Origin of the sequence: Candidatus Berkiella cookevillensis (assembly GCF_001431315.2) — a bacterium.
Classification (GTDB): domain Bacteria; phylum Pseudomonadota; class Gammaproteobacteria; order Berkiellales; family Berkiellaceae; genus Berkiella_A; species Berkiella_A cookevillensis.
The window spans coordinates 1,235,279-1,253,174 of sequence record NZ_LKHV02000001.1; the positions used below are offsets into that span (position 1 = coordinate 1,235,279).

Annotated in this window: 15 protein-coding genes; 3 read left to right on the forward strand and 12 right to left on the reverse strand. The window is 40.6% G+C overall.

Going from position 1 to position 17,896, the window contains the following annotated elements; translation table 11 throughout:
* Nucleotides 1-178: 178 nt before the first annotated feature.
* The 12 genes from CC99x_RS05265 to dotD all read right to left on the reverse strand — a co-directional run bounded on the left by CC99x_RS05265 (nucleotide 179) and on the right by dotD (nucleotide 13,367).
* Entirely contained in the window at nucleotides 179-3,190 is a 3,012-nt protein-coding gene (locus CC99x_RS05265) for a putative type IV secretion/conjugal transfer ATPase (RefSeq protein WP_057622963.1), read from the reverse strand.
* Nucleotides 3,191-3,505: 315 nt separating this feature from the next.
* Nucleotides 3,506-3,910: a hypothetical protein gene (locus CC99x_RS05270; protein WP_057622962.1), complete on the reverse strand. Its 405-nt coding sequence runs from the start codon at nucleotides 3,908-3,910 to the stop codon at nucleotides 3,506-3,508.
* Nucleotides 3,911-3,947: 37 nt separating this feature from the next.
* A complete protein-coding gene (gene icmJ / locus CC99x_RS05275) occupies nucleotides 3,948-4,616 on the reverse strand; it encodes a type IVB secretion system protein IcmJDotN (protein ID WP_057622960.1) in 669 nt (222 codons plus the stop codon).
* Between the two features lies 1 nt (nucleotide 4,617).
* Nucleotides 4,618-5,169, reverse strand: a complete 552-nt coding sequence (locus CC99x_RS05280) for a hypothetical protein (protein WP_057622958.1) — start codon at nucleotides 5,167-5,169, stop codon at nucleotides 4,618-4,620.
* Between the two features lie 112 nt (nucleotides 5,170-5,281).
* On the reverse strand, nucleotides 5,282-6,238 hold the full coding sequence (locus CC99x_RS05285) for a hypothetical protein (RefSeq protein ID WP_057622956.1): 957 nt from the start codon (nucleotides 6,236-6,238) through the stop codon (nucleotides 5,282-5,284).
* Nucleotides 6,239-6,242: 4 nt separating this feature from the next.
* Nucleotides 6,243-7,679, reverse strand: a complete 1,437-nt coding sequence (locus CC99x_RS05290; protein WP_057622955.1) for a TrbI/VirB10 family protein — start codon at nucleotides 7,677-7,679, stop codon at nucleotides 6,243-6,245.
* A 3-nt stretch (nucleotides 7,680-7,682) separates the two neighbouring features.
* A complete protein-coding gene (locus CC99x_RS05295; protein ID WP_057622953.1) occupies nucleotides 7,683-8,930 on the reverse strand; it encodes a DotH/IcmK family type IV secretion protein in 1,248 nt (415 codons plus the stop codon).
* 97 nt (nucleotides 8,931-9,027) lie between these two features.
* On the reverse strand, nucleotides 9,028-9,765 hold the full coding sequence (locus CC99x_RS05300; RefSeq protein WP_235528035.1) for a type IVB secretion system apparatus protein IcmL/DotI: 738 nt from the start codon (nucleotides 9,763-9,765) through the stop codon (nucleotides 9,028-9,030).
* Between the two features lie 149 nt (nucleotides 9,766-9,914).
* Nucleotides 9,915-10,184, reverse strand: coding sequence for an IcmT/TraK family protein (gene icmT, locus CC99x_RS05305; RefSeq protein WP_077065315.1), 270 nt, complete (start codon nucleotides 10,182-10,184; stop codon nucleotides 9,915-9,917).
* A gap of 106 nt (nucleotides 10,185-10,290) precedes the next feature.
* Nucleotides 10,291-11,436, reverse strand: coding sequence for a Dot/Icm type IV secretion system ATPase DotB (gene dotB, locus CC99x_RS05310; RefSeq protein ID WP_057622951.1), 1,146 nt, complete (start codon nucleotides 11,434-11,436; stop codon nucleotides 10,291-10,293).
* 8 nt (nucleotides 11,437-11,444) lie between these two features.
* Nucleotides 11,445-12,272, reverse strand: a complete 828-nt coding sequence (locus CC99x_RS05315; RefSeq protein ID WP_057622949.1) for a type IV secretory system conjugative DNA transfer family protein — start codon at nucleotides 12,270-12,272, stop codon at nucleotides 11,445-11,447.
* A gap of 633 nt (nucleotides 12,273-12,905) precedes the next feature.
* Entirely contained in the window at nucleotides 12,906-13,367 is a 462-nt protein-coding gene (gene dotD, locus CC99x_RS05320; protein ID WP_057622947.1) for a type IVB secretion system lipoprotein DotD, read from the reverse strand.
* A 502-nt stretch (nucleotides 13,368-13,869) separates the two neighbouring features.
* Between dotD and CC99x_RS05325 the strand changes: the two genes are divergently transcribed.
* Genes CC99x_RS05325 through CC99x_RS05335 form a run of 3 tightly spaced genes read left to right on the forward strand, consistent with a single transcriptional unit; the run spans nucleotide 13,870 to nucleotide 17,793 of the window.
* Nucleotides 13,870-14,214 carry a type IV secretion IcmS family protein gene (locus CC99x_RS05325; RefSeq protein ID WP_057622945.1) on the forward strand — a complete coding sequence of 115 codons (345 nt, stop codon included), beginning with the start codon at nucleotides 13,870-13,872 and terminating at the stop codon, nucleotides 14,212-14,214.
* A 19-nt stretch (nucleotides 14,215-14,233) separates the two neighbouring features.
* Nucleotides 14,234-15,403 (forward strand): type IVB secretion system coupling complex protein DotM/IcmP, encoded by a 1,170-nt coding sequence (gene icmP, locus CC99x_RS05330; protein ID WP_057622944.1) that lies wholly within the window; start codon nucleotides 14,234-14,236, stop codon nucleotides 15,401-15,403.
* Nucleotides 15,404-15,432: 29 nt separating this feature from the next.
* Nucleotides 15,433-17,793 (forward strand): type IV secretory system conjugative DNA transfer family protein, encoded by a 2,361-nt coding sequence (locus CC99x_RS05335; RefSeq protein WP_057622942.1) that lies wholly within the window; start codon nucleotides 15,433-15,435, stop codon nucleotides 17,791-17,793.
* The last annotated feature ends 103 nt before the right edge of the window (nucleotides 17,794-17,896 follow it).

Genomic DNA, 17,896 nt, shown 5'->3' on the forward strand with positions numbered 1-17,896 from the left:
TTTCTCACTTTGTAAAGGGAGACGCTCGCGCAGCTATGCTGCACGAGCAGAGGGATTTAGCTGTTTGTTCTGAAATTTTCAGTATAAATCCCCCTTCCGCTACGCGCGTCCCCCTTCAAAAAGTGGGATTTTGATTCGCGTTGCTCATCGATAAGAGAAACCAGCTAAGAAGACTATCCTAAGTCGGCCCCTTGGCTGTTTCATATACTTGCAGAATTTCTGCAATGAGTTCATCAATAACACCATTGGCTGCTTCTGCATTTAATTTCTCGCCGCTTTCTTTGCGTTTGCCCAAGCGTTGTTCTACGACATGAGCCGCACTTCCGCCAGGGTAGAGCATAGCAAGTAATTTTCGTGTCTCTGAAGCACCAATTTTCTTATAAAGTGCATTACGGATACGCGCATCTTCAGCGGTAGTATTGAAAGCCCAAAGCTCAATTGGGCCTAAGGTACTGGTACAAAGCTGTGTATTCATGCCCAATTTTGTTGCAAATTGTGCTAAAAAGGTTGCACCTTCTGCTCTAGGACCGTGTACGCGATGCGTTAATGCATACTTGGCTGTATCAGATAAACCAAAAGTTGCTGTTGATTTATCAATGGCTTGTTGAGGGCCTGCATCCATGATGAATATCGAGGTTGCAAATTCCACCATCACAGGATCGAAGTCATCCAATGATTGTGATAATAAAGCAACTTGCACTTTCCATTTTCTTCCTTCACGCATATCTACAAGTACTTGATCGCGTACTGCTTGTGCTTTAGAAGTTCGATGGAATTCATCCATGACAAGACGTTTAGGATCTTCTCGGATTTGAAGAATTCTTTGACGATGGAATTCTTTGAAATCAGCAGGGAAATCTTCAAGATTTTCTTCTGTTAGATAATAGTTTCTTGCCATAATATAGCGCGCAAGCATATACATAACCGCGGTTTGACGATCGGCTGCTTCACCACCTGATTTCGCTACTTCGTCTAAATCAAGCGATACGATACGGGATTCCCCCAGGTCAAACTGTGTTATTCGAGAGAGAATAGGGTATTCACGAATTGCGGCTGAGATCATTCGTCCAAAAGCGGTAATGAGAGGTTCACCTGTGGGTGCTACGATTTTACCGTAGAGATCTTCTACAACTTGTGTACGACAAATTGCTGCCGCATCGGCGAGCATTGGAGAACAATATCGCTGTGCAACGGTTGCAAGGTGTGTTTTGCCAGCTTTAAAGAGAGCATCAACAACTTCCCACCATGAGGTATGTGCATCGCCATTAAAATTAATTTCATTTAATGCTGCATCAATTTTTTGATCAAGATCTTTGGTGTATTTATTAGGATTATGGCTATCCGATAATGATTTATACATTTCATCTACAATCATACCGGCCATATCAGAAATACCATCGTATGACTTTGATTCACCAATTGGGGTTGCCAGTAGTGTAATGAAATTTACCAAGAAACTTCTTTCTTGAGGCGTTGGTTTTCTGCAACCCAACTGTGTATCAAATGGATTAATGGAATAATCCGGTGTCATTCTTAATCGATGGTAGGCGGCCAAATGTTTCTGATCATCAGGCAAGGCTTCTTTGATCAAAGAAATCAATCCTGAACTAGAAGGGCCAATATCAATAACTGATATTCTGGGTAAGCGCGTAATACCACCTTGTAAGCAAAGAGCAAGGTTAATGGTATTGGATAATACCGATTTACCCGAACCTGGTCTTGCATAGACAAGATCAATCCACGTTGTTTGTTGAGTTGAACCAGGCTGATAAGGCCAAGGTTTTCCATCCGGCGATCTAAATAAGGCTGCGCCAGTGATCCAAGGTGAGGCTGGTCTTGCAAAAGGCAACATGTAACAAACATTATTGATAGGTGCAACGGAAGGTGTGGCAACGCTATTGGTTGAGATACCCAGTGCGGTTGAAAGTGCAGCTTCATAACTGTCACCAGAAATTTCACCGACTTCGCAGCTTCCCCAGCCTTGTACGGCTTTTGCCAGTTCAGCAGAGCGTGCACGTAATAAGCGCTCTTCACCGACATTTGCCCAGGTACTTAAGGCAACACGTAATTTTACAACCGCATAGTCGGTACGTGTATCAATGGCTTTTAATAGCTCTGCTGCATCTGTAATTAATGGATTGACAGAGGACGCGAAGCTTAAGAAAGAAGCTAAAATGGGCTTAATACCTAGGGTACGAATACCATCGCTTTCAAATAGGAAAGAAATACGCCATGGGAAGCGAGACTGTAATGTTTTCTTAAATAATTCGTAAAATGTTCTAATTTCTTGAGGAAATAAATCTATAAAATGTGTCGTATAAATTTTGTCACCAATACGACAGGTTCTTAGATTGAGAATTTCTCCATCTCTGGGAATAATTTGTGGAACCAAAGGTGGCCAAGAAATTTCAGAGAGATCTCGTCTTGCTGGATCTTGAATATTGCGAATGGGAATTTTATCACCCGGTAATACTGGACGCCAATCGTCATTTGTATAATCAGGATCAATCGTTTTTCTGACTTCTCTTAATGCAGTATGCACGTCAAGTAAAACCGCATACAGCGTTGTATCCCGCATATCGTTGACAAGTGAACGAACAAAGGAATCATGCGTTTCGCGCAATTCTGGTATAGCAGCCATAATATTTTGTGCATGACGCATAATAGGCTGTCTGGATGTACGCATTGTTTCTAACTTGTTTTTGTTAGAAATATCTAATTGTGTTTTATTTAAGGCAGAAGGGCGTGTCCATAAAACAAAATAGCAAGCTTCTGATGCTGTGAATTTAGATAAATGGTTAATACGTTCTTCAAATAAATCATCAAGTTTTAGATTCAGGCGTTCACAGGTTCCCATTGCAGGGCGGAAAATTTCTCTGATTTCGTTTTTTACGGTGTCTCTGTCGTAATGGAAAAATACTTGAACGGCATGCCCGGGTCTGGAAAGTGCAGGAGATAGGCTGTTAATGAGCCCCTTGTGAATGCGATCAAATTCAGCCAAGCCAACCAGCTCTGTTGCACCATAAAGCTTAATAATAGAAACCAAAGAACCGTCTCGAGCAACGAGCGTGTGACGGTTATCTGCTGTTTCTAGTGTGCAGTAATGATCTGTGGTTTGACCGAGTGACGATCCCATCCACGCTAAGACTGCATCAATGCTATCTAAGAGTGGATCGATAAAGGTTCCCATGTTACCTCGCTGAAGTTTTCCCTTGTACTCTTTTGCGATGCAATTCTATAGATTCGAAGCTTTTTGAGCATCGTACGATATATCGCAATCCTTCGATAGTCTTCGCACATGACCTTTTTTGGGGGGGGGCTTCGCTCTCTCGCAATCCTCATGTCCTTTTATGGGAACGAAGGTTGCTCGAGGCTTGACGCCTACCCGACATTGTGCCCCTTGCGGGTAAAACTCATGTGCTGTGGCTATACCTTTTTTAAACGACAGATTTTCATTTGTCGTTTAATACAGAGCTGTGCTACTACTATTATATAATATTAATGACTAGCCAAAGTTATCAATATCTTGATAACTTGAACGTGCTTCTGCTTGGTTTGCTTGATCACCCCAGATAGTGCTTCCACCCGTATTAATCAAATTGGGTAAGAAAATTAATCCAACTGCAATTACAAGCAGCATAATAGGTTGGCCTAATGGTACTTGTGCTGGTTGATCTTTATGTGCCTTAAGTTTCAACATACCCATCATAGCAAACCCCACACCCGCAACATAGCTTATTGCAGTGATTAAGCGTGCAAGTCCAGACATACTTTTTGTAATATTCCCTGCCACATCTCCTAGTGTTTGGCCACCATAGGCTAGCGCTGAGCCGGTAGCGAGCATAAGGACGAGTGAAATGAATATCCGATTCGATATAAAATGCAATACACCAGACTTTGCATTCTGCATGAAAGACTCCTAACTTTATAATATTGTAGCTACTATTTTACAATGGAACTTTAGCAAATACTGTTTTTTTCCAATACTCAATTTGTTTAGAAAATGGCTCTTTAGTAGGCATTAATTTCAAATGCCTAAGAATCTCATGGTTTTGAACTTGAGTAATATTGGGAAGCTGTGCATCTATCCACGCTTGCCCAAACACTTTTGGTTGATCCGAAAGTGGTCCAAAACAATTTAAAACTTCATTGCTTCTGTCTCTAAAGCTCATTATTACAGACTTCAGTTTTCCTCGGTAGGCGGAATCTTTGTCTGAAGAACAAAATAATACGCGACAGATGTTATTTAAAGAATACTGACTAATCTCAGGTAGATAAATAATAGTTCCACCTGTGCCATCTGCCAAGCCAATACTATCAATAAAAAAACACTGCGAGCAAAAGCAGCAAGCAGTTGCTAAATTGCTAAGATGATTGTTTTTATAGTTATGATCGATATTTACAACGTCATGAAATTCCTTGGAAAAAAAACCACAGTAACGACAAGTATAATGATCTCGTTGTAAAACCGTGGATTTTATAAGTTGAAATTTAGAATTTCTCTTGCGACTCTGAAAAGAAAGCCAATTCCCCTTCATTGCATTGAGGCGGATAGGTAGTAACTCGAGTGTATCCGTAAGTGTTGATTTTTGCGTTAAAGTTTTTGACTGCTCCACTTTAAACTATGATCCCAAAAGTGTGACCTAAAATATTTATTGTATCGACTAAATTGATTAATACAACCCCGCCAAATATATGGGTGATTCCTTTTCCAATGCTACCGGGTTGCGCGCCTGGGTGCCCCATTTTACTTAAGATAATCCAGCCTCGCAGGAATGCTATAAAGCCAACTAATTTTAAATATTTAATAAAAATATTTTGAAGATTGAGCCAATTTTCAGAGCTATCAGTGCTTTGATATGAAGCTAAGCTACTTAATTGCCCAATTTCTGAGGTGCCAAAAATAGTTTGTAAGGATGCGTTCATCGTGCTTGGTAAATAGATAAGCATTATTCCAACAATTAAAAACACCATTGGCCCAGCAATTTCACCACGTTGTGCAGAACCATAGGTTTGATTCGCAAATGCTCTATACATCATAAGGCCACGAAGTACAAGGAAAAGACCGATGATATAGGATAACACTAGGAGCATTTTCTCTAAGCTGTAGAATGAGCTTGTGAGAGCTGAAAAGGCACTTTCTAAATTAAAAGATTCTGTTTCAAGCATAAGATGGCTTCTGATTATTGTATGGTTGTGTTTTATGGATGCAAATCTGGCGCTTAAGCCCTGTATCATAGTGATCAAATAACGATGATACAGGGCTTATAAAGCTGAGATCTTATCTAATTGTAACACCTGAACTGGTAATAACTGTGCCAGTAGGGGCGTCAATTTTCAAAATCTTACCGTATTCACCTAGCATGTCACCCTCTGCAACAGAAAGTGTTTTACCTTCTTGTGTTCTTAACCATGCTCGGCCAGGTATAATTGCGTGAATAGTCATAGATTGGCTCACAGTACTTTTCTTAGGTGCAGAGCTTGCTGCGACACGGGCTTTGCGTGCTTTATTCGCTTGATCTGCTTTATAGGCTTCTCGTGATGCATATAATTCATTGACTTGCTCTGTTAAGCTTTTGACGATTTGGGTAAGTTGTTTGATATCTTGATGAATATCGCCCAGACTTCTATCAACATTAACCATTTTACCTGCTGTCAGCTCTAAGTCTTTTTCGATGTCTTTGATTTTTTGGGTATTAGACTCTGTTAAAGAGGTAATGTCTTTTTTAAGTCCACCCAAGGATTTTTCAAGATCTTGTTTGGTCTTGCTAACTGCGGCATCAAGCTCGGTTGAAGTTGCGGTATCAGGCGTGGGAATTGATTGTTGTTGCGCTAATGAATCCAACTGTGAATCAAGCGCCATGGATGGCTGAGATGCTTCAGATTGTGCAACAGCCGGGGGTTCATCCGCTAAAGCCATTGGATCGTGTGCTGGTAGTGCTGCATGTGGCGCAACTGTTGGTGCAGGCGCAGGCGTTTTTGCTTGTTGTGCAGGAGGAGGGGTTGTGATCTCCCCAACACTTTCATCACTACCTGATTTGATAAATTGATAGCCACCAAAGCCGATACCGCCTAGTACTGCAACAGCAATGAGCCATGGAAAACTGCTTTTTTTTCGTTCAGCTACAGGCGCTGTATCAGCTTGCGAAGAGAGATCTGCGTCTGCATCAAAATTTTCATCACTATCAAACTCAAATTCATCTTCGAATTCATCATTTTTATTATCATTATCTGCCATTCTTTCATTCCCCTCTTAAGGTAACATCGGCATCACTTATGAATAAAAGACCTAGACCTGTACCTTGGTTAATAGTAACGGTGTAGGGCGTATTAAATAATGGGCGTACTTGCTGTCCCCATTTTTTACCTACTTCACCAAGCGCAACCATCAACTGTTCGTTACCAGATAATTCAGGTGTTGTTTTGGTTGTTGTTGCACCAAAAACCGAGTTGGTTGTTGTCTGTGTGCTGCCTGAATCTGAAATTGCCTTAGAGTACCCTTCAAGGAAGGAAGACGCAAATAAGCTACCGTAACGTAGTAAGTAATGCTTATCAACATCAGAGGCTAAGGCTGTTCTCGCTGTGTCAGGGTCAATCGCAACCGCACTGATGCTAAGAGATGTGGGGTGTGTTGGCAATGACAGCGTATCAAAAGTTAGTAGTGCTTTTTCTTGGCGCGCTTCATGCGTGATTTTGCCAATTAATTTACCACCTTTGTATTTTCCATGAACAATAGTTGCCAAAATAGGGCCTTTTTCATCTGTGTTAACAGCCGTATCTAGCACACCGAACAATACAGTACCTGCTTTGATAACCATTTTAGGTGGTTTGAGGGATTGTGATGTCGCTTTTTGTGTTGTGATCGCCATTGGGACACCGTTTTTATCAAAAGCAGTACCCACAACAACGGTTCCATCTTCACTGCTTTCTCCAGCTAAGAGGCGAGCAACCTTAGGTTTGTATTCTTCGTTTTCCCATTTACCTGCTTTATAAGCTTGTGGGTTGAAAGTTGCCCATTCTTTATAAGCACCTTCAGAATACTTTTTCATATTTTGCTGAATGCGTTTAACCGTTGCTTGATATTCTTTTTGTTGTTTATCCGCTTCACGCATCGCTACTTGTTTATCTTGTCTGTCTTGTTGCTCTTTTTTGAGTCGCTCAACACGTTGTACTTGTTCTTCGCGGCGTTTATCGATTTCTGCACGACGTTGTTCTCTTTCTTTTTGTGCACCGAAAGGCCCAGAGCTGATAAAGGTACCAGATTGGGTTTCACCAATTTGGATTTTACCACCTCTTGCTCTGTCTTGACCGCCTGGTAGATTCGGATCAACTTCCGCAAGTTCGATTGCGGTTGCATCGTCTTGGTTTTCTTGAATGGCACCAATAATCGTGGGGATGGATGCACTCTTAGATTTTATCGCTTGATCTGCTTTTTCCACGTTTTCTTGGCGTTGTAGCTCAACGTATTTCTCAGATGCTTTACCACCTGGAATGGATTTAATACGTGGAGCACCCGATGAGACTGAGCCTTGGCTGGCTAGTGGATCATCCGAGGATTTGCTTAATTGTGTGAAAGCAAAAGCACCACTTGCTATGACGACAACCGCCAAAGCGATAACAAGGGAGCGATTTCTTGCATTCGTTAAACCAGAGATAAGAGGCAGCTGTTTTTTAGCCATATTTTATAACCCTGTGAGCTTAATATTGATGGTTTTGCCATCTTTAGATGCTAACAAATAAGGAGTTGGCATAATTTCATACACATGCGTACCATCTGGGCTGGAGACAGTCGCCATCCAGGCTGGAGAAAGCAGTGTAACCTTAGAGCGATAATAAACTTTGTCTTGGAATAGCCATGCTTGACCTGGGCCACCATGCACATCCAGTTTTAAGCTTCCAACGGGTGGAATGCCATCTAAAATGTTGATCATGTCTGCATTTACTTGAGTAGAGTATGGGGTTTTTTCTACGACAGCAGGGAATGCTTCTGGACCACGTGCTTGTAATTGGAGATCAACCCTAAAATCGACATTTTTTTGCCCAGAAACAAGCGTTAGCATGACAGGTGTATTGAGACCTACCAGTCGTACAGCCATATTTGCGTGCACATATTTTTTAGTGCTTTGTACAAACATGGTATTGCTTTGATTGTCCCATTGAATGTTGAAATTTTTGGGATCGCCTAAGGAATAAGCTGTAATTGGCCATGGTGCACCTGTTCTATCAACAAATAAAAGCGTTGATACAAAGCCTGCCGCTAATCGAATAACGGGGGCTTGGCTTCCAGGTTCAAGATTTACTGGTAGAGAATTAAAATGTGGTGTAGGTGGTGGTGTAGGCGGTGTTGCCTTTGCCTGCAAACTTAAATCATAAAATTTTTGCAATTGCATAATTTGTTGGGGACTCAAAGGTAAAACTTCACCCAACAATTCATCAAAAGCTTCTTCATTTTGTTTTTGTGCAATGGTCTTTTTATCATTTGCATGATGTGGTCTTTCAGGATAGGGTCTGTAGTCTGCAGATACTGAACTATCAATATCGCTTGGCGCAACTTTGCCACTCTCTAGACCTTGTCGCAAAGAGCTGAGATATTTTTGCAGTTCATCAGGGTTCATCTCTTTGGTTTTTTCAAGAAAGGCTTGCGCTTCTTGTGGGGTCATCCCCATATTTTCCATCATCTTTGCCGTGTTTTGATCAATGGGGACGACAGTGCCAGTGCTACGCTGCGAGCCAATAGCGGTTGAAGAACGTTGAGCACTGTTTGGATTTGTTGCGCGAGATGAGCCAACAGTGCCAGTTGAGACAGATCCACTGGGTTGTGGTTCTGTCTCGGGTTTTGCTGCTGGTATTTTTGCTCCAAGCATACCGGCTTGCACAGGAGATGCTACTGTAAGCGCTATGAAGGATAACCATAGCAACGGTTTATTCATATTGAGACCATCCTATTGCATTCATCTACAATTGCTCATCTAAATCACAATGAAGTGATAAATTCTTAATTATTGTACAAAGTGTTAACGTGATTATTTACCTGGTTGGGCTACCTTCTCGTACTACGAATGAAGCAATACCCACCCCTTTAGGAGATTCTAGCGTTGGAACACGTGTGATTAACATGGTAATCACAATGTTCTGAGGTATTGTTTCTGACGCACTTTGATAGGTGAGCAGCATTGGAAACTGAACTTGCCATGCGAACAGTCCTGAAGAGGTTACACCTTCTTTCAATATAACAGGTGCACCTGTTGGAACAGCGGACACAACGAGCTTCTTCGTTCTGACAGCTTCTAAATTGCGTGAGTCTGTTAATGCTTTCAAAAAGTTTTGATAGCCTAATTTCGTAAAGTAGATACGAGAATCTTGCAGTGCTTTACGATAGTTTACAAAGTTAAAGGTATAAGCAGCTGTTGCGGCTTCTACAGACCATTGTAACAATGCGTTTGTTGAAAGATTAGGTTGGTTAAGCGCTATGAGTTCAATTAACTTACCATCATGCGTTGTTGCAAAATATTTAGGTGTGGGCTGGTGTGTTTGTAAGTAATAAATATTGCCTATTAAAGCGCCAATAATAATTAATAATAATAAGCAGAAAATCATCATGCGACGGAAATTATCTCGATAGAAATTATTTCTCAGCATGACCAGATCAAGGCCACCAGTCTTCATTGAAGGTAAAGAGGCGGGAGCAAAATTTTCTTTAGCTTGCTTTGCGACTTTGGGTTTCTTGTCTTCTGTTGATTTCACATCACCGCTTGTTGTAGCCATGACTTAGGCCTCTCCTTAGATAAAATTGCTATAGCCTTCACACATAAATGTGTTGTGACTATACTAACTGGCTTATTCCGTATGCTCAATTCAAGTTAGTATAGCATCGATTAATTACAGTCTCGTATACTCTTTACTACCTTATTCCATTATTTATTACGTTTAGTCGTCCACCAAGGACGCGCAGAACGCACATTGCCAGAAAGAAACACTCGTACGATACGAAGGAAAACGGGTAAAGTAAATCCAAAACGATTTAGTAGCCCGAAAAATATACAAATACCAACACACGTTATAAACGTCCACAGACGTATATGCAATAAAAAGAATAGCAGTGGTAATGCTGAATAAGCATCTAAAAAGAAGAACTTAGGTATTCTTGCTGAATCACGCCAATGAACGGTATCTGGATTTCGCATTTATAACTTTCCCACTAAAAATATAATCCTAAGAACTAATATAGACAGAGAGTTAATAACTCAGCAAAAAGTTCAAAGTCCATATATGTGCATAATCACACCTATATTAAGATTTTACCCCTGCATCTTTATCAAGTTTCTTAGAGCTTTCTGCGATTAGGTTATAAGTCCTTTCGCTGATTCTCCCTTCTTCAAATTTTCTTTTAGCGTCCATGACCATCGGTTGGCCTTTTTCTTTTAATAATATACGTGTTTTGGCAGCTAACGAGTCTACATCCGTTTCAACTAAGATATCACGTACTTCTTCATCGAATATTAAAAATTCTCGCAGAGCAACACGTTTGTTGTCGACCGTTGGTACGAGTTTTTGCCAAATACACAGACGTAGTGTTTCCAAGATATCAATAGCGCGTCCATGACGTTCTTCTGCTGGGAAGGTAGAAATCATTCTTCGAACGCAGTCTGCAACGCCGTTACTATGTAAGGTTGTATAAACAGGGTGGCCTGTAAGTGCTGCGTCGATCACCGCAGAAATGGTTTCGGCATCTCTGGCTTCACCCACTAAAATTAGGCCTGGTTTTCTTCTGAGTGCGTTTCGTACACCAGCAGCAAAAGAGGGTAAATGTTTGGGAATTTCAGATTGACTGACAATAGAGCTTATTTTCTCAACAGAGTCATAGACGAATTCGATAGGGGCTTCGTAGGTGAGTACTTTACGGTTTGCATCAGGTGCACCAATAATTTCTCTTAACATCGCTGCCAATAAAGTACTTTTACCAGAACCTGTAGAGCCTGTTACAACAACTGTGCCTTGCATAGGGGCCATGTTATCGATAACAATTTGCTCTAAATTCATGGTAGACAGCGAAGGCGGATCGGACGGAATGGTACGCATGGTGATCTGCATACCATCTCTGCCTTCTACCTGACAGGCTGTGCCGTTAATACGAAAACGATAGCGGGTTTGTCTATCGGGTCTGACTTCATAGTGCGTATCCACGTCTTTACCGGAAGAAAGTTGTGCGGTACCGTTAGGGCCATAGATACTATTGATCATTTCACCCACTTCGGTATTTGATAATACGCGCTGGGTAACGGGATAGAGCCGACCGTGAATTTCTGCTAATACTTTTGAGTCTGTTTGCACAGTGATATCAGATGCGTTTTTAATCGTGCAATGCACAAGCAATCGATCCATTTCTCGCGCATTAAAGCGAATAGGTTCATCGGGGAGTAAATAATCGTCTGCCATGAATACTCCTAATTAATGTAAACGGGGCTTGATTGCGTTTCCCATTCCTCACCCTTAGATTCATAACGGAAAGCGGGTAAGGCGGTGATTTTGTATATTCTGTCATTTACAGACATTTCACCATCGTTCCCCGTTATGCCCAAATTAACTTCAGCAACATAAGGTGGGGAGACCATATTTTGTGCTAACAAACTTCGGTAGCGAACCATACCTTGATAGTCTCTTTTTAATCTACCTAGATTCTCTGAAAATATGCTATCTGCTTGATTAATACCTGCTTGCCAGCCTTCTTGGACATATTTATCCCATACTTTTCGTTCAATATCGTTACGAGGCATCATTGAGGGATCAGGCATTTCTGGTTTTACGAATTTTAAAAACAAATAATCACGCCAGGTAGGGGGCATACTTACAAATTTAGCTTGATGAACAATACTAAAAGAGCGATCGGCAAGTCTAATAATTTCGGGTGAAGATTGCTCATAGGTATAACGACCCTCAATCAACACAGGCGGTAATATATTTTGTTCTAATACTAAGGCGTGAAAATTAAATACGCGATCCAGAGTATGGTCATAACGAGTAATAATTTGATTAATTTGTTGGGCGCGCCAAGCAAGACCACCACGTGCGCCAACACTCATGGCAGCATCTCTTAATGATTGGTGCCGTATACCTGTAATTGAAAAGGTGCTTTGATCAATGCTGGAGGCGCTTTGATACTCTTTCATACCCGATGCAGAGGGCGAAGGTGCAGTACAACCATACATGAATGAATAACCAATACAGCCTAAAATTAAATAAATCAAACATTTCTTAGGTTTCATACGTCTCATAATGTATTCTGCAACCTTTATAGTAGTTACCTTAGTAACAACAATATTTAAACTGTTGTTATAGAGTTTATAAAATGTTAACGCGAACTTCTGTAAAGTATCTTTCGCAGGTGATTTTTCGAGATTGTTACCTGCGTTCTCTCACCTTAAGTCTGCACTTTTTGTGCTCTCCTGAGGCTTCACTCTCTTGATGCTTAACTGGAAAAGTCATCTACTTTGGGTATACTAACGACTAAAGCGTGACACAGTCTAGAGGAAATTTACGATTTAACCGCAAATAGATCAAGTTATTAGATTTTCTAGTAATCATTAAAACTTAAATCATGAATCATAAGCGTTTTTTAGTGGTACCTTGTAATGTTAATTTTTAACAAAATGCTTGATGTGTATAGTGAATAATTCTCTTTCTTTGAAAGCAGGCTTTGCTGCGCACCGCTTCATATTAAGATATATGTTTTTCTTCTTCATTCGCAAAGCAGAAATTTCCCCCTCCAATTTCTGAGGGAGCACTTTTTCGACGCGGGTGAGAGTAAGCATAAAGTGCCTAAACTAAAACTCGCAGCCTAAACCCCTTTGCACACTTGTTAGCGCGTGTCCCTCTCTTCAATTAAAGTAGGAGCTTCTTAAATTATATTATGTAGGAATATATCTTAATTCAATGACTCGACTTGTTGGGTAAACAACCAAATTAGCGCGTTTACCAGCTTGGATGCCTGCATCTTTGATAATATCAGCGATCACGCGATCTCTGGCGGTGAGTGTAATAATAACGGGCACTGCAGGTAAGGGGCCTAATACTTTGACGCGGTAGTGAGTCAAAGTGCCGATTTTTTCGAGTAATGGCTCGATAGGGCCTGCCCAGTCAATGTTAGTGATGCCACCCATACCACCTTGAGGTGTCACTAAAATATCTGTATTGATGGGTTCTTTTGCATAAACTTGTTGCGTTAAAGCTAGAGTTCTAAGAGAATCTTCAACTGACAGAGCAGACTTTTTTAATTGTCTTTCAACGTCATTCATTTGATAAGTAGGTTTCGGGGTGCAAGCATTTAGCACAATCACTGATAATAAACAAATCATATTGGTGATTTTCATAGACCCTCATCAATTTTTACTTAAAATTTTAAAATTTCTAAAAGGGGGAAGCTTCCTAAATGCTATTTGCTTAGTACGAAAAGAACCCCATAACATTGCATCGATGATTATAACGATAATCAAGAGCATATGCAGCGATTTTTTTTTGATTCTTTAATCGTTTCTTCAACAATGAAGAAAATCATCAATAATGAACCAAACTATCAACCACTCAATCTTCAATAATGAACTAAATTTTAATGAGTAGGCTCTATAATATGTAAGAAATTTAACTTTAAATGATCAGTTACTGCAAATTTACTGTATGAGGCTTTGGGAACAGGCGTCGAGCCTTGATCAACCAGGTGTATAAAAATGCATAAGGATTGTGAGAGAGATAAGACTATAAAGCTGACATATAAGCAAACTTGTACCAAAGTACAATAGATTTAAGTTTAGATGGGTCTTTATAGTAAAATTGTATGGTTTTATGCGTTGAGAGCCTAATATAATAAGGTAACTTATGGCACAAGATTTTATCAAAAACTTTAAATCGGTTGCGAAACTTTTAAAGTGTAATTTTACCTTGCGCGATCAGCCAATATCGGTTGATCAGGTTTTTGCAGATACGGGGCTTTTGCCTTCCATCATGAGAAGAGCTGATCAATTAAGCTCTTTTTGTTTGGGATATGGTTTAGGGGTGAGTTTTGAAGAGACACAAGGCACGATGCTGGGCGTAAAAGTTAAATTTGACGAAGTTACCCCAAATTCTTTGAGGTTACTATGTGCAACAGACGTGTTGATTGAGCTTATTCAATCAGCGCCTTCAAGAGATATTACGCCATTAGATGATTTAATGTACGACTAAATAGCGAGCTGGTGAAAATATGGGTGGACAACAAGGTGCAGGTGGTGGTGAAGATAAGAACTCCTACGGGCTGCTTTGGGCAATTGCTGGTATTTTTGTGGTGGGCGCTATTGTTTGGCATTTTTATGGTACTCAGCTCAAAATTGGCTATATGAAGGTCAAGTACTGGGAATTATCAGCCGTTTCTTTTTTTGTTGATGATGATGAGGTAGATGCTTGGCGGGATGGCGTTAAGCAAGCCTTTGAAGAAAAAACTGTAAAAAGAGCCACTATGTATGAGGCCAGTCAGGTTGCAAGACTTTCTGGTGAGTATCTGCGCTATCCGATCAGTATCATACTAGGCTTTTTGGCTTGGTTTTTATTCAGAGGGCATGCAACGATGCGTTTTAATAAGCAGTATGATATGCATTCCTTAGCACGGCAAGAGAAAGTGAATTGGCCACAAATTTCGCCTGTGGTGGAGCTTGACCTCATAAAAGAAGATATTAACGAGGGTGCTTGGGCAATGGCCATGAATCCAATGCAGTTTGCGAAGCATTATAAGCTCTTAAAAATTGAGATCGTTGCCAATAAAAGAGCTTCCTGGAAATCAGAAGGTGAGATACAAGCAACAGTTATCAAAGAAAAAGCCACCCAAGTTTTCTCCTCTCAAATGGGACCTCTTTGGACGGGCGTTAATGCCTTGGCACCTCATACAAAAGCGATTTACGCTGCTTTGCTATTAAGGGCAGAGCATAAAGCGGATGAGGCAAGAGAGTTTTTAGGCGGTTTGTCTCGTTCTGCCGCAAAAGGAACCATCGATTATTCCCAAGTGGATGAAATTATTAAAAAGCATGAAAAATGCAAAGCAGCTTTAAAATGTCAGCAACTACATGCCTATGTGCTCACAATTATGGCATCTATGCTGGTGATAGCAAGATCGGATGGCGTATTGGCGAGTTGTGACTTTCTATGGCTCAAACCGCTTGATAGAAAATTATGGTTTTTGCTTAACTGTGTAGGGCGACAGGTTGCCGTTTCAGAAGTGGGCGGGCCTTTTGCGCATTGGCTTGCTGAAAAACATATGGGAAGGCCGTTGAGTGTGCCCATGGTAGAGCAGGCAACCGCTGCTTTAGAGAAAGCAATTGAAGGAATGGTATACATTCCAGAAGAAAATGAAGAGTTAGCAAAACCACAACAGGCAAATTAAAGCCCAAATCATTATTATAGGGGATAGGCATGTCAGAGTTTCGTGGTTTAGATTCGAAGCATGAACATGGCGCCAGTGAGATGGCGCGAGACACGCGACCGCTTGGTCAGCGTGCGGCAGAGTTCTTTGGCAATCCACTTTATGCAAGCTGTATCATTGGTTCTTGTATTGCCACCATCATTATGTTTCCAGAATGTGCAGATATTGTCGGCTTATTTGCACTTGGAGAGTTTTTATTTTCATACACACGTAAGGTGAGTTTGCCTTGCAAAATGCCACAAACTTCCCAATTAGATGATTATAACGACTGTATTCCTGGTACGAGCAAGCCTAGAAAAGCACGTGGTATTACATTCTTGGGAAATGAAAAAGGCTCCATGAATGAGTTGTGGTTTACCAATGATGATATGAGAACCCACGTTCTTATTTTTGGTTCAACCGGTTCTGGTAAAACAGAAGCCTTGGTTTCAATTGCCTTTAACTCTTTGGCGCAGGGTAGCGGTTTTATCTATATCGATGGTAAAGGTGATAACTCCCTGTATGCCAAAGTATTTGGCATGGTTAGGAAAATGGGGCGTGATGATGATTTATTATTAATCAATTTCATGACTGGTGCCAGAGACGTTATTGGCGCCCAAAAGAGTCGCTTATCTAATACGATGAACCCCTTTGCAAACGGCTCTTCCAGTATGTTAACGCAGCTGGTTGTAAGTTTGATGGATTCAGGCGGTGGCGGCGGCGATGGTGATATGTGGAAAGGTCGCGCAATCTCTTTCGTAGAAGCGCTTATGAAAATATTGGTTGGTATGCGTGATGAAGGGCATATCTTACTGGATGCAAACTTAATTCGTAATTATTTCTTATTAGAAAAATTAGAAATGATCGTTGTTGATAGACGTTTCCCTTTAAATGAAAAAGATTCCGTCCCCTTAGATGGCATGAATCCAGCTTATTTAGATCCAATCGATAACTACATTTATAACTTACCAGGTTACAATAAAGCCAAGAAAGGTAATCAAGCGGGTGAAGTTCGTGAACAGCATGGTTTTATCACTATGCAGTTGGGTCGTACCTTCAGCTCACTTGCAGATACTTATTCGCATATCGTGCGTACCAATTTGGCGGAAGTGGATTTAAAAGACGTTGTATTAAATCGTCGAATTTTAGTTGTACTGTTACCTGCTTTAGAAAAATCACCTGAAGAATTATCAAATTTAGGAAAAATTATCATTGCTTCTTTAAAAGCAATGATGGCAGCAGGCTTGGGTGATGAGGTTGAAGGTAGTTATAGAGATGTGATTTTACGTAAACCAACCACCTCTCCGTCACCTTATGTTTGTATCATGGATGAGTATGGTTATTATGCCGTACCTGGTTTTGCGGTGGTGCCAGCACAAGCTCGTTCTCTAGGGTTCTCTGCTATTTTTGCTGGACAAGATTTACCTGCCTTCCAAAAGGCATCTAAAGAAGAAGCGGCATCTATTGGTGCGAATACAAACATTAAGATTTGTATGAAAATGGAAGATCCAGGTGAAACATGGGAATTCTTTAATAAAACAGCTGGTGAAACTTATGCTACCAGTGTGAGTGGCTTCCAGATTAATTCAGGTAGTATGACCAACAACTATCTTGACTCTAAAAATGCGAATATTGAGAAACGTTCACGTATTGATTTATTAGATTTAAGAGATCAACGTGAAGGGGATGCGCACATCTTCTTCCGTTCTAAAATTATTCGCGCCAGAATGTTTTATGCAAATCCACCACCTGCACAAAAAATGCAGGTCAACCAATACCTTTGTATTGAAAAACCCGCAGATGCGGATATGGTTAATTTAGACAAACGTATTCGTCGTTTTTCTCAAGTTTTCAATGCACCGCAATTTGTCATGGATCCACCTGCACCGAATGATGATATTAATACCATTGCACAAGCAATGCAGTCATATGAGCATTTGAAGCCTTTTGAACGTGGTATTGCTGCTGTCATTGCAATCTTAGAAAAAGAGGTTGAGAAGCAACGCCATGTTCGCGAAGAAATGGAGCAAGAACAGTCACAAGAATTTGCAAATGAAGTCCATGCCTTCACCCCTGTTTATGTACCAGATTTTGCGGTAGACATTGTGGGTGAAGAAGACATGAAACGCTTCTCCAATCCTTTATTGTTAAGGGGGCGTACACGTGAAGCACTTATGCATATTGAGCGATTAGCGGGTAAGACAGAGAGCGAAGCCAAAGAAACGGCTGAAAATCTTATTAACGATATTATTAAAGCAACTTATTATCCACCAAAGAATGTTTTATCGCATGATCCAGAAGGTGCTTTGGATATTTTAGAGCAATTATATGATTTGTTCTCAAAATATGCAGGAACAGGGACGGGTGAATAGTAAATGGAACCTCTTCTTTTTCATGAGAGAAGAGGTTGCTGCAAATTAGAATAAAAAGAAAAAATTTTGCATAAAAATTGGGTTAGAAAAATGACAATTTATT

Excerpts from the sequence above, each read along its gene's own strand:
- CC99x_RS05270 (WP_057622962.1), bottom strand. The coding sequence starts at position 3,910 with ATGCAGAATGCAAAGTCTGGTGTATTGCATTTTATATCGAATCGGATA.
- dotD (WP_057622947.1), bottom strand. The coding sequence starts at position 13,367 with ATGAAAATCACCAATATGATTTGTTTATTATCAGTGATTGTGCTAAAT.
- CC99x_RS05290 (WP_057622955.1), bottom strand. The coding sequence starts at position 7,679 with ATGGCTAAAAAACAGCTGCCTCTTATCTCTGGTTTAACGAATGCAAGA.
- CC99x_RS05325 (WP_057622945.1), top strand. The coding sequence starts at position 13,870 with ATGGCACAAGATTTTATCAAAAACTTTAAATCGGTTGCGAAACTTTTA.
- icmP (WP_057622944.1), top strand. The coding sequence starts at position 14,234 with ATGGGTGGACAACAAGGTGCAGGTGGTGGTGAAGATAAGAACTCCTAC.
- CC99x_RS05295 (WP_057622953.1), bottom strand. The coding sequence starts at position 8,930 with ATGAATAAACCGTTGCTATGGTTATCCTTCATAGCGCTTACAGTAGCA.
- CC99x_RS05315 (WP_057622949.1), bottom strand. The coding sequence starts at position 12,272 with ATGAGACGTATGAAACCTAAGAAATGTTTGATTTATTTAATTTTAGGC.
- CC99x_RS05285 (WP_057622956.1), bottom strand. The coding sequence starts at position 6,238 with ATGGCAGATAATGATAATAAAAATGATGAATTCGAAGATGAATTTGAG.
- CC99x_RS05280 (WP_057622958.1), bottom strand. The coding sequence starts at position 5,169 with ATGCTTGAAACAGAATCTTTTAATTTAGAAAGTGCCTTTTCAGCTCTC.
- CC99x_RS05265 (WP_057622963.1), bottom strand. The coding sequence starts at position 3,190 with ATGGGAACCTTTATCGATCCACTCTTAGATAGCATTGATGCAGTCTTA.
- CC99x_RS05300 (WP_235528035.1), bottom strand. The coding sequence starts at position 9,765 with ATGGCTACAACAAGCGGTGATGTGAAATCAACAGAAGACAAGAAACCC.
- dotB (WP_057622951.1), bottom strand. The coding sequence starts at position 11,436 with ATGGCAGACGATTATTTACTCCCCGATGAACCTATTCGCTTTAATGCG.
- icmT (WP_077065315.1), bottom strand. The coding sequence starts at position 10,184 with ATGCGAAATCCAGATACCGTTCATTGGCGTGATTCAGCAAGAATACCT.
- CC99x_RS05335 (WP_057622942.1), top strand. The coding sequence starts at position 15,433 with ATGTCAGAGTTTCGTGGTTTAGATTCGAAGCATGAACATGGCGCCAGT.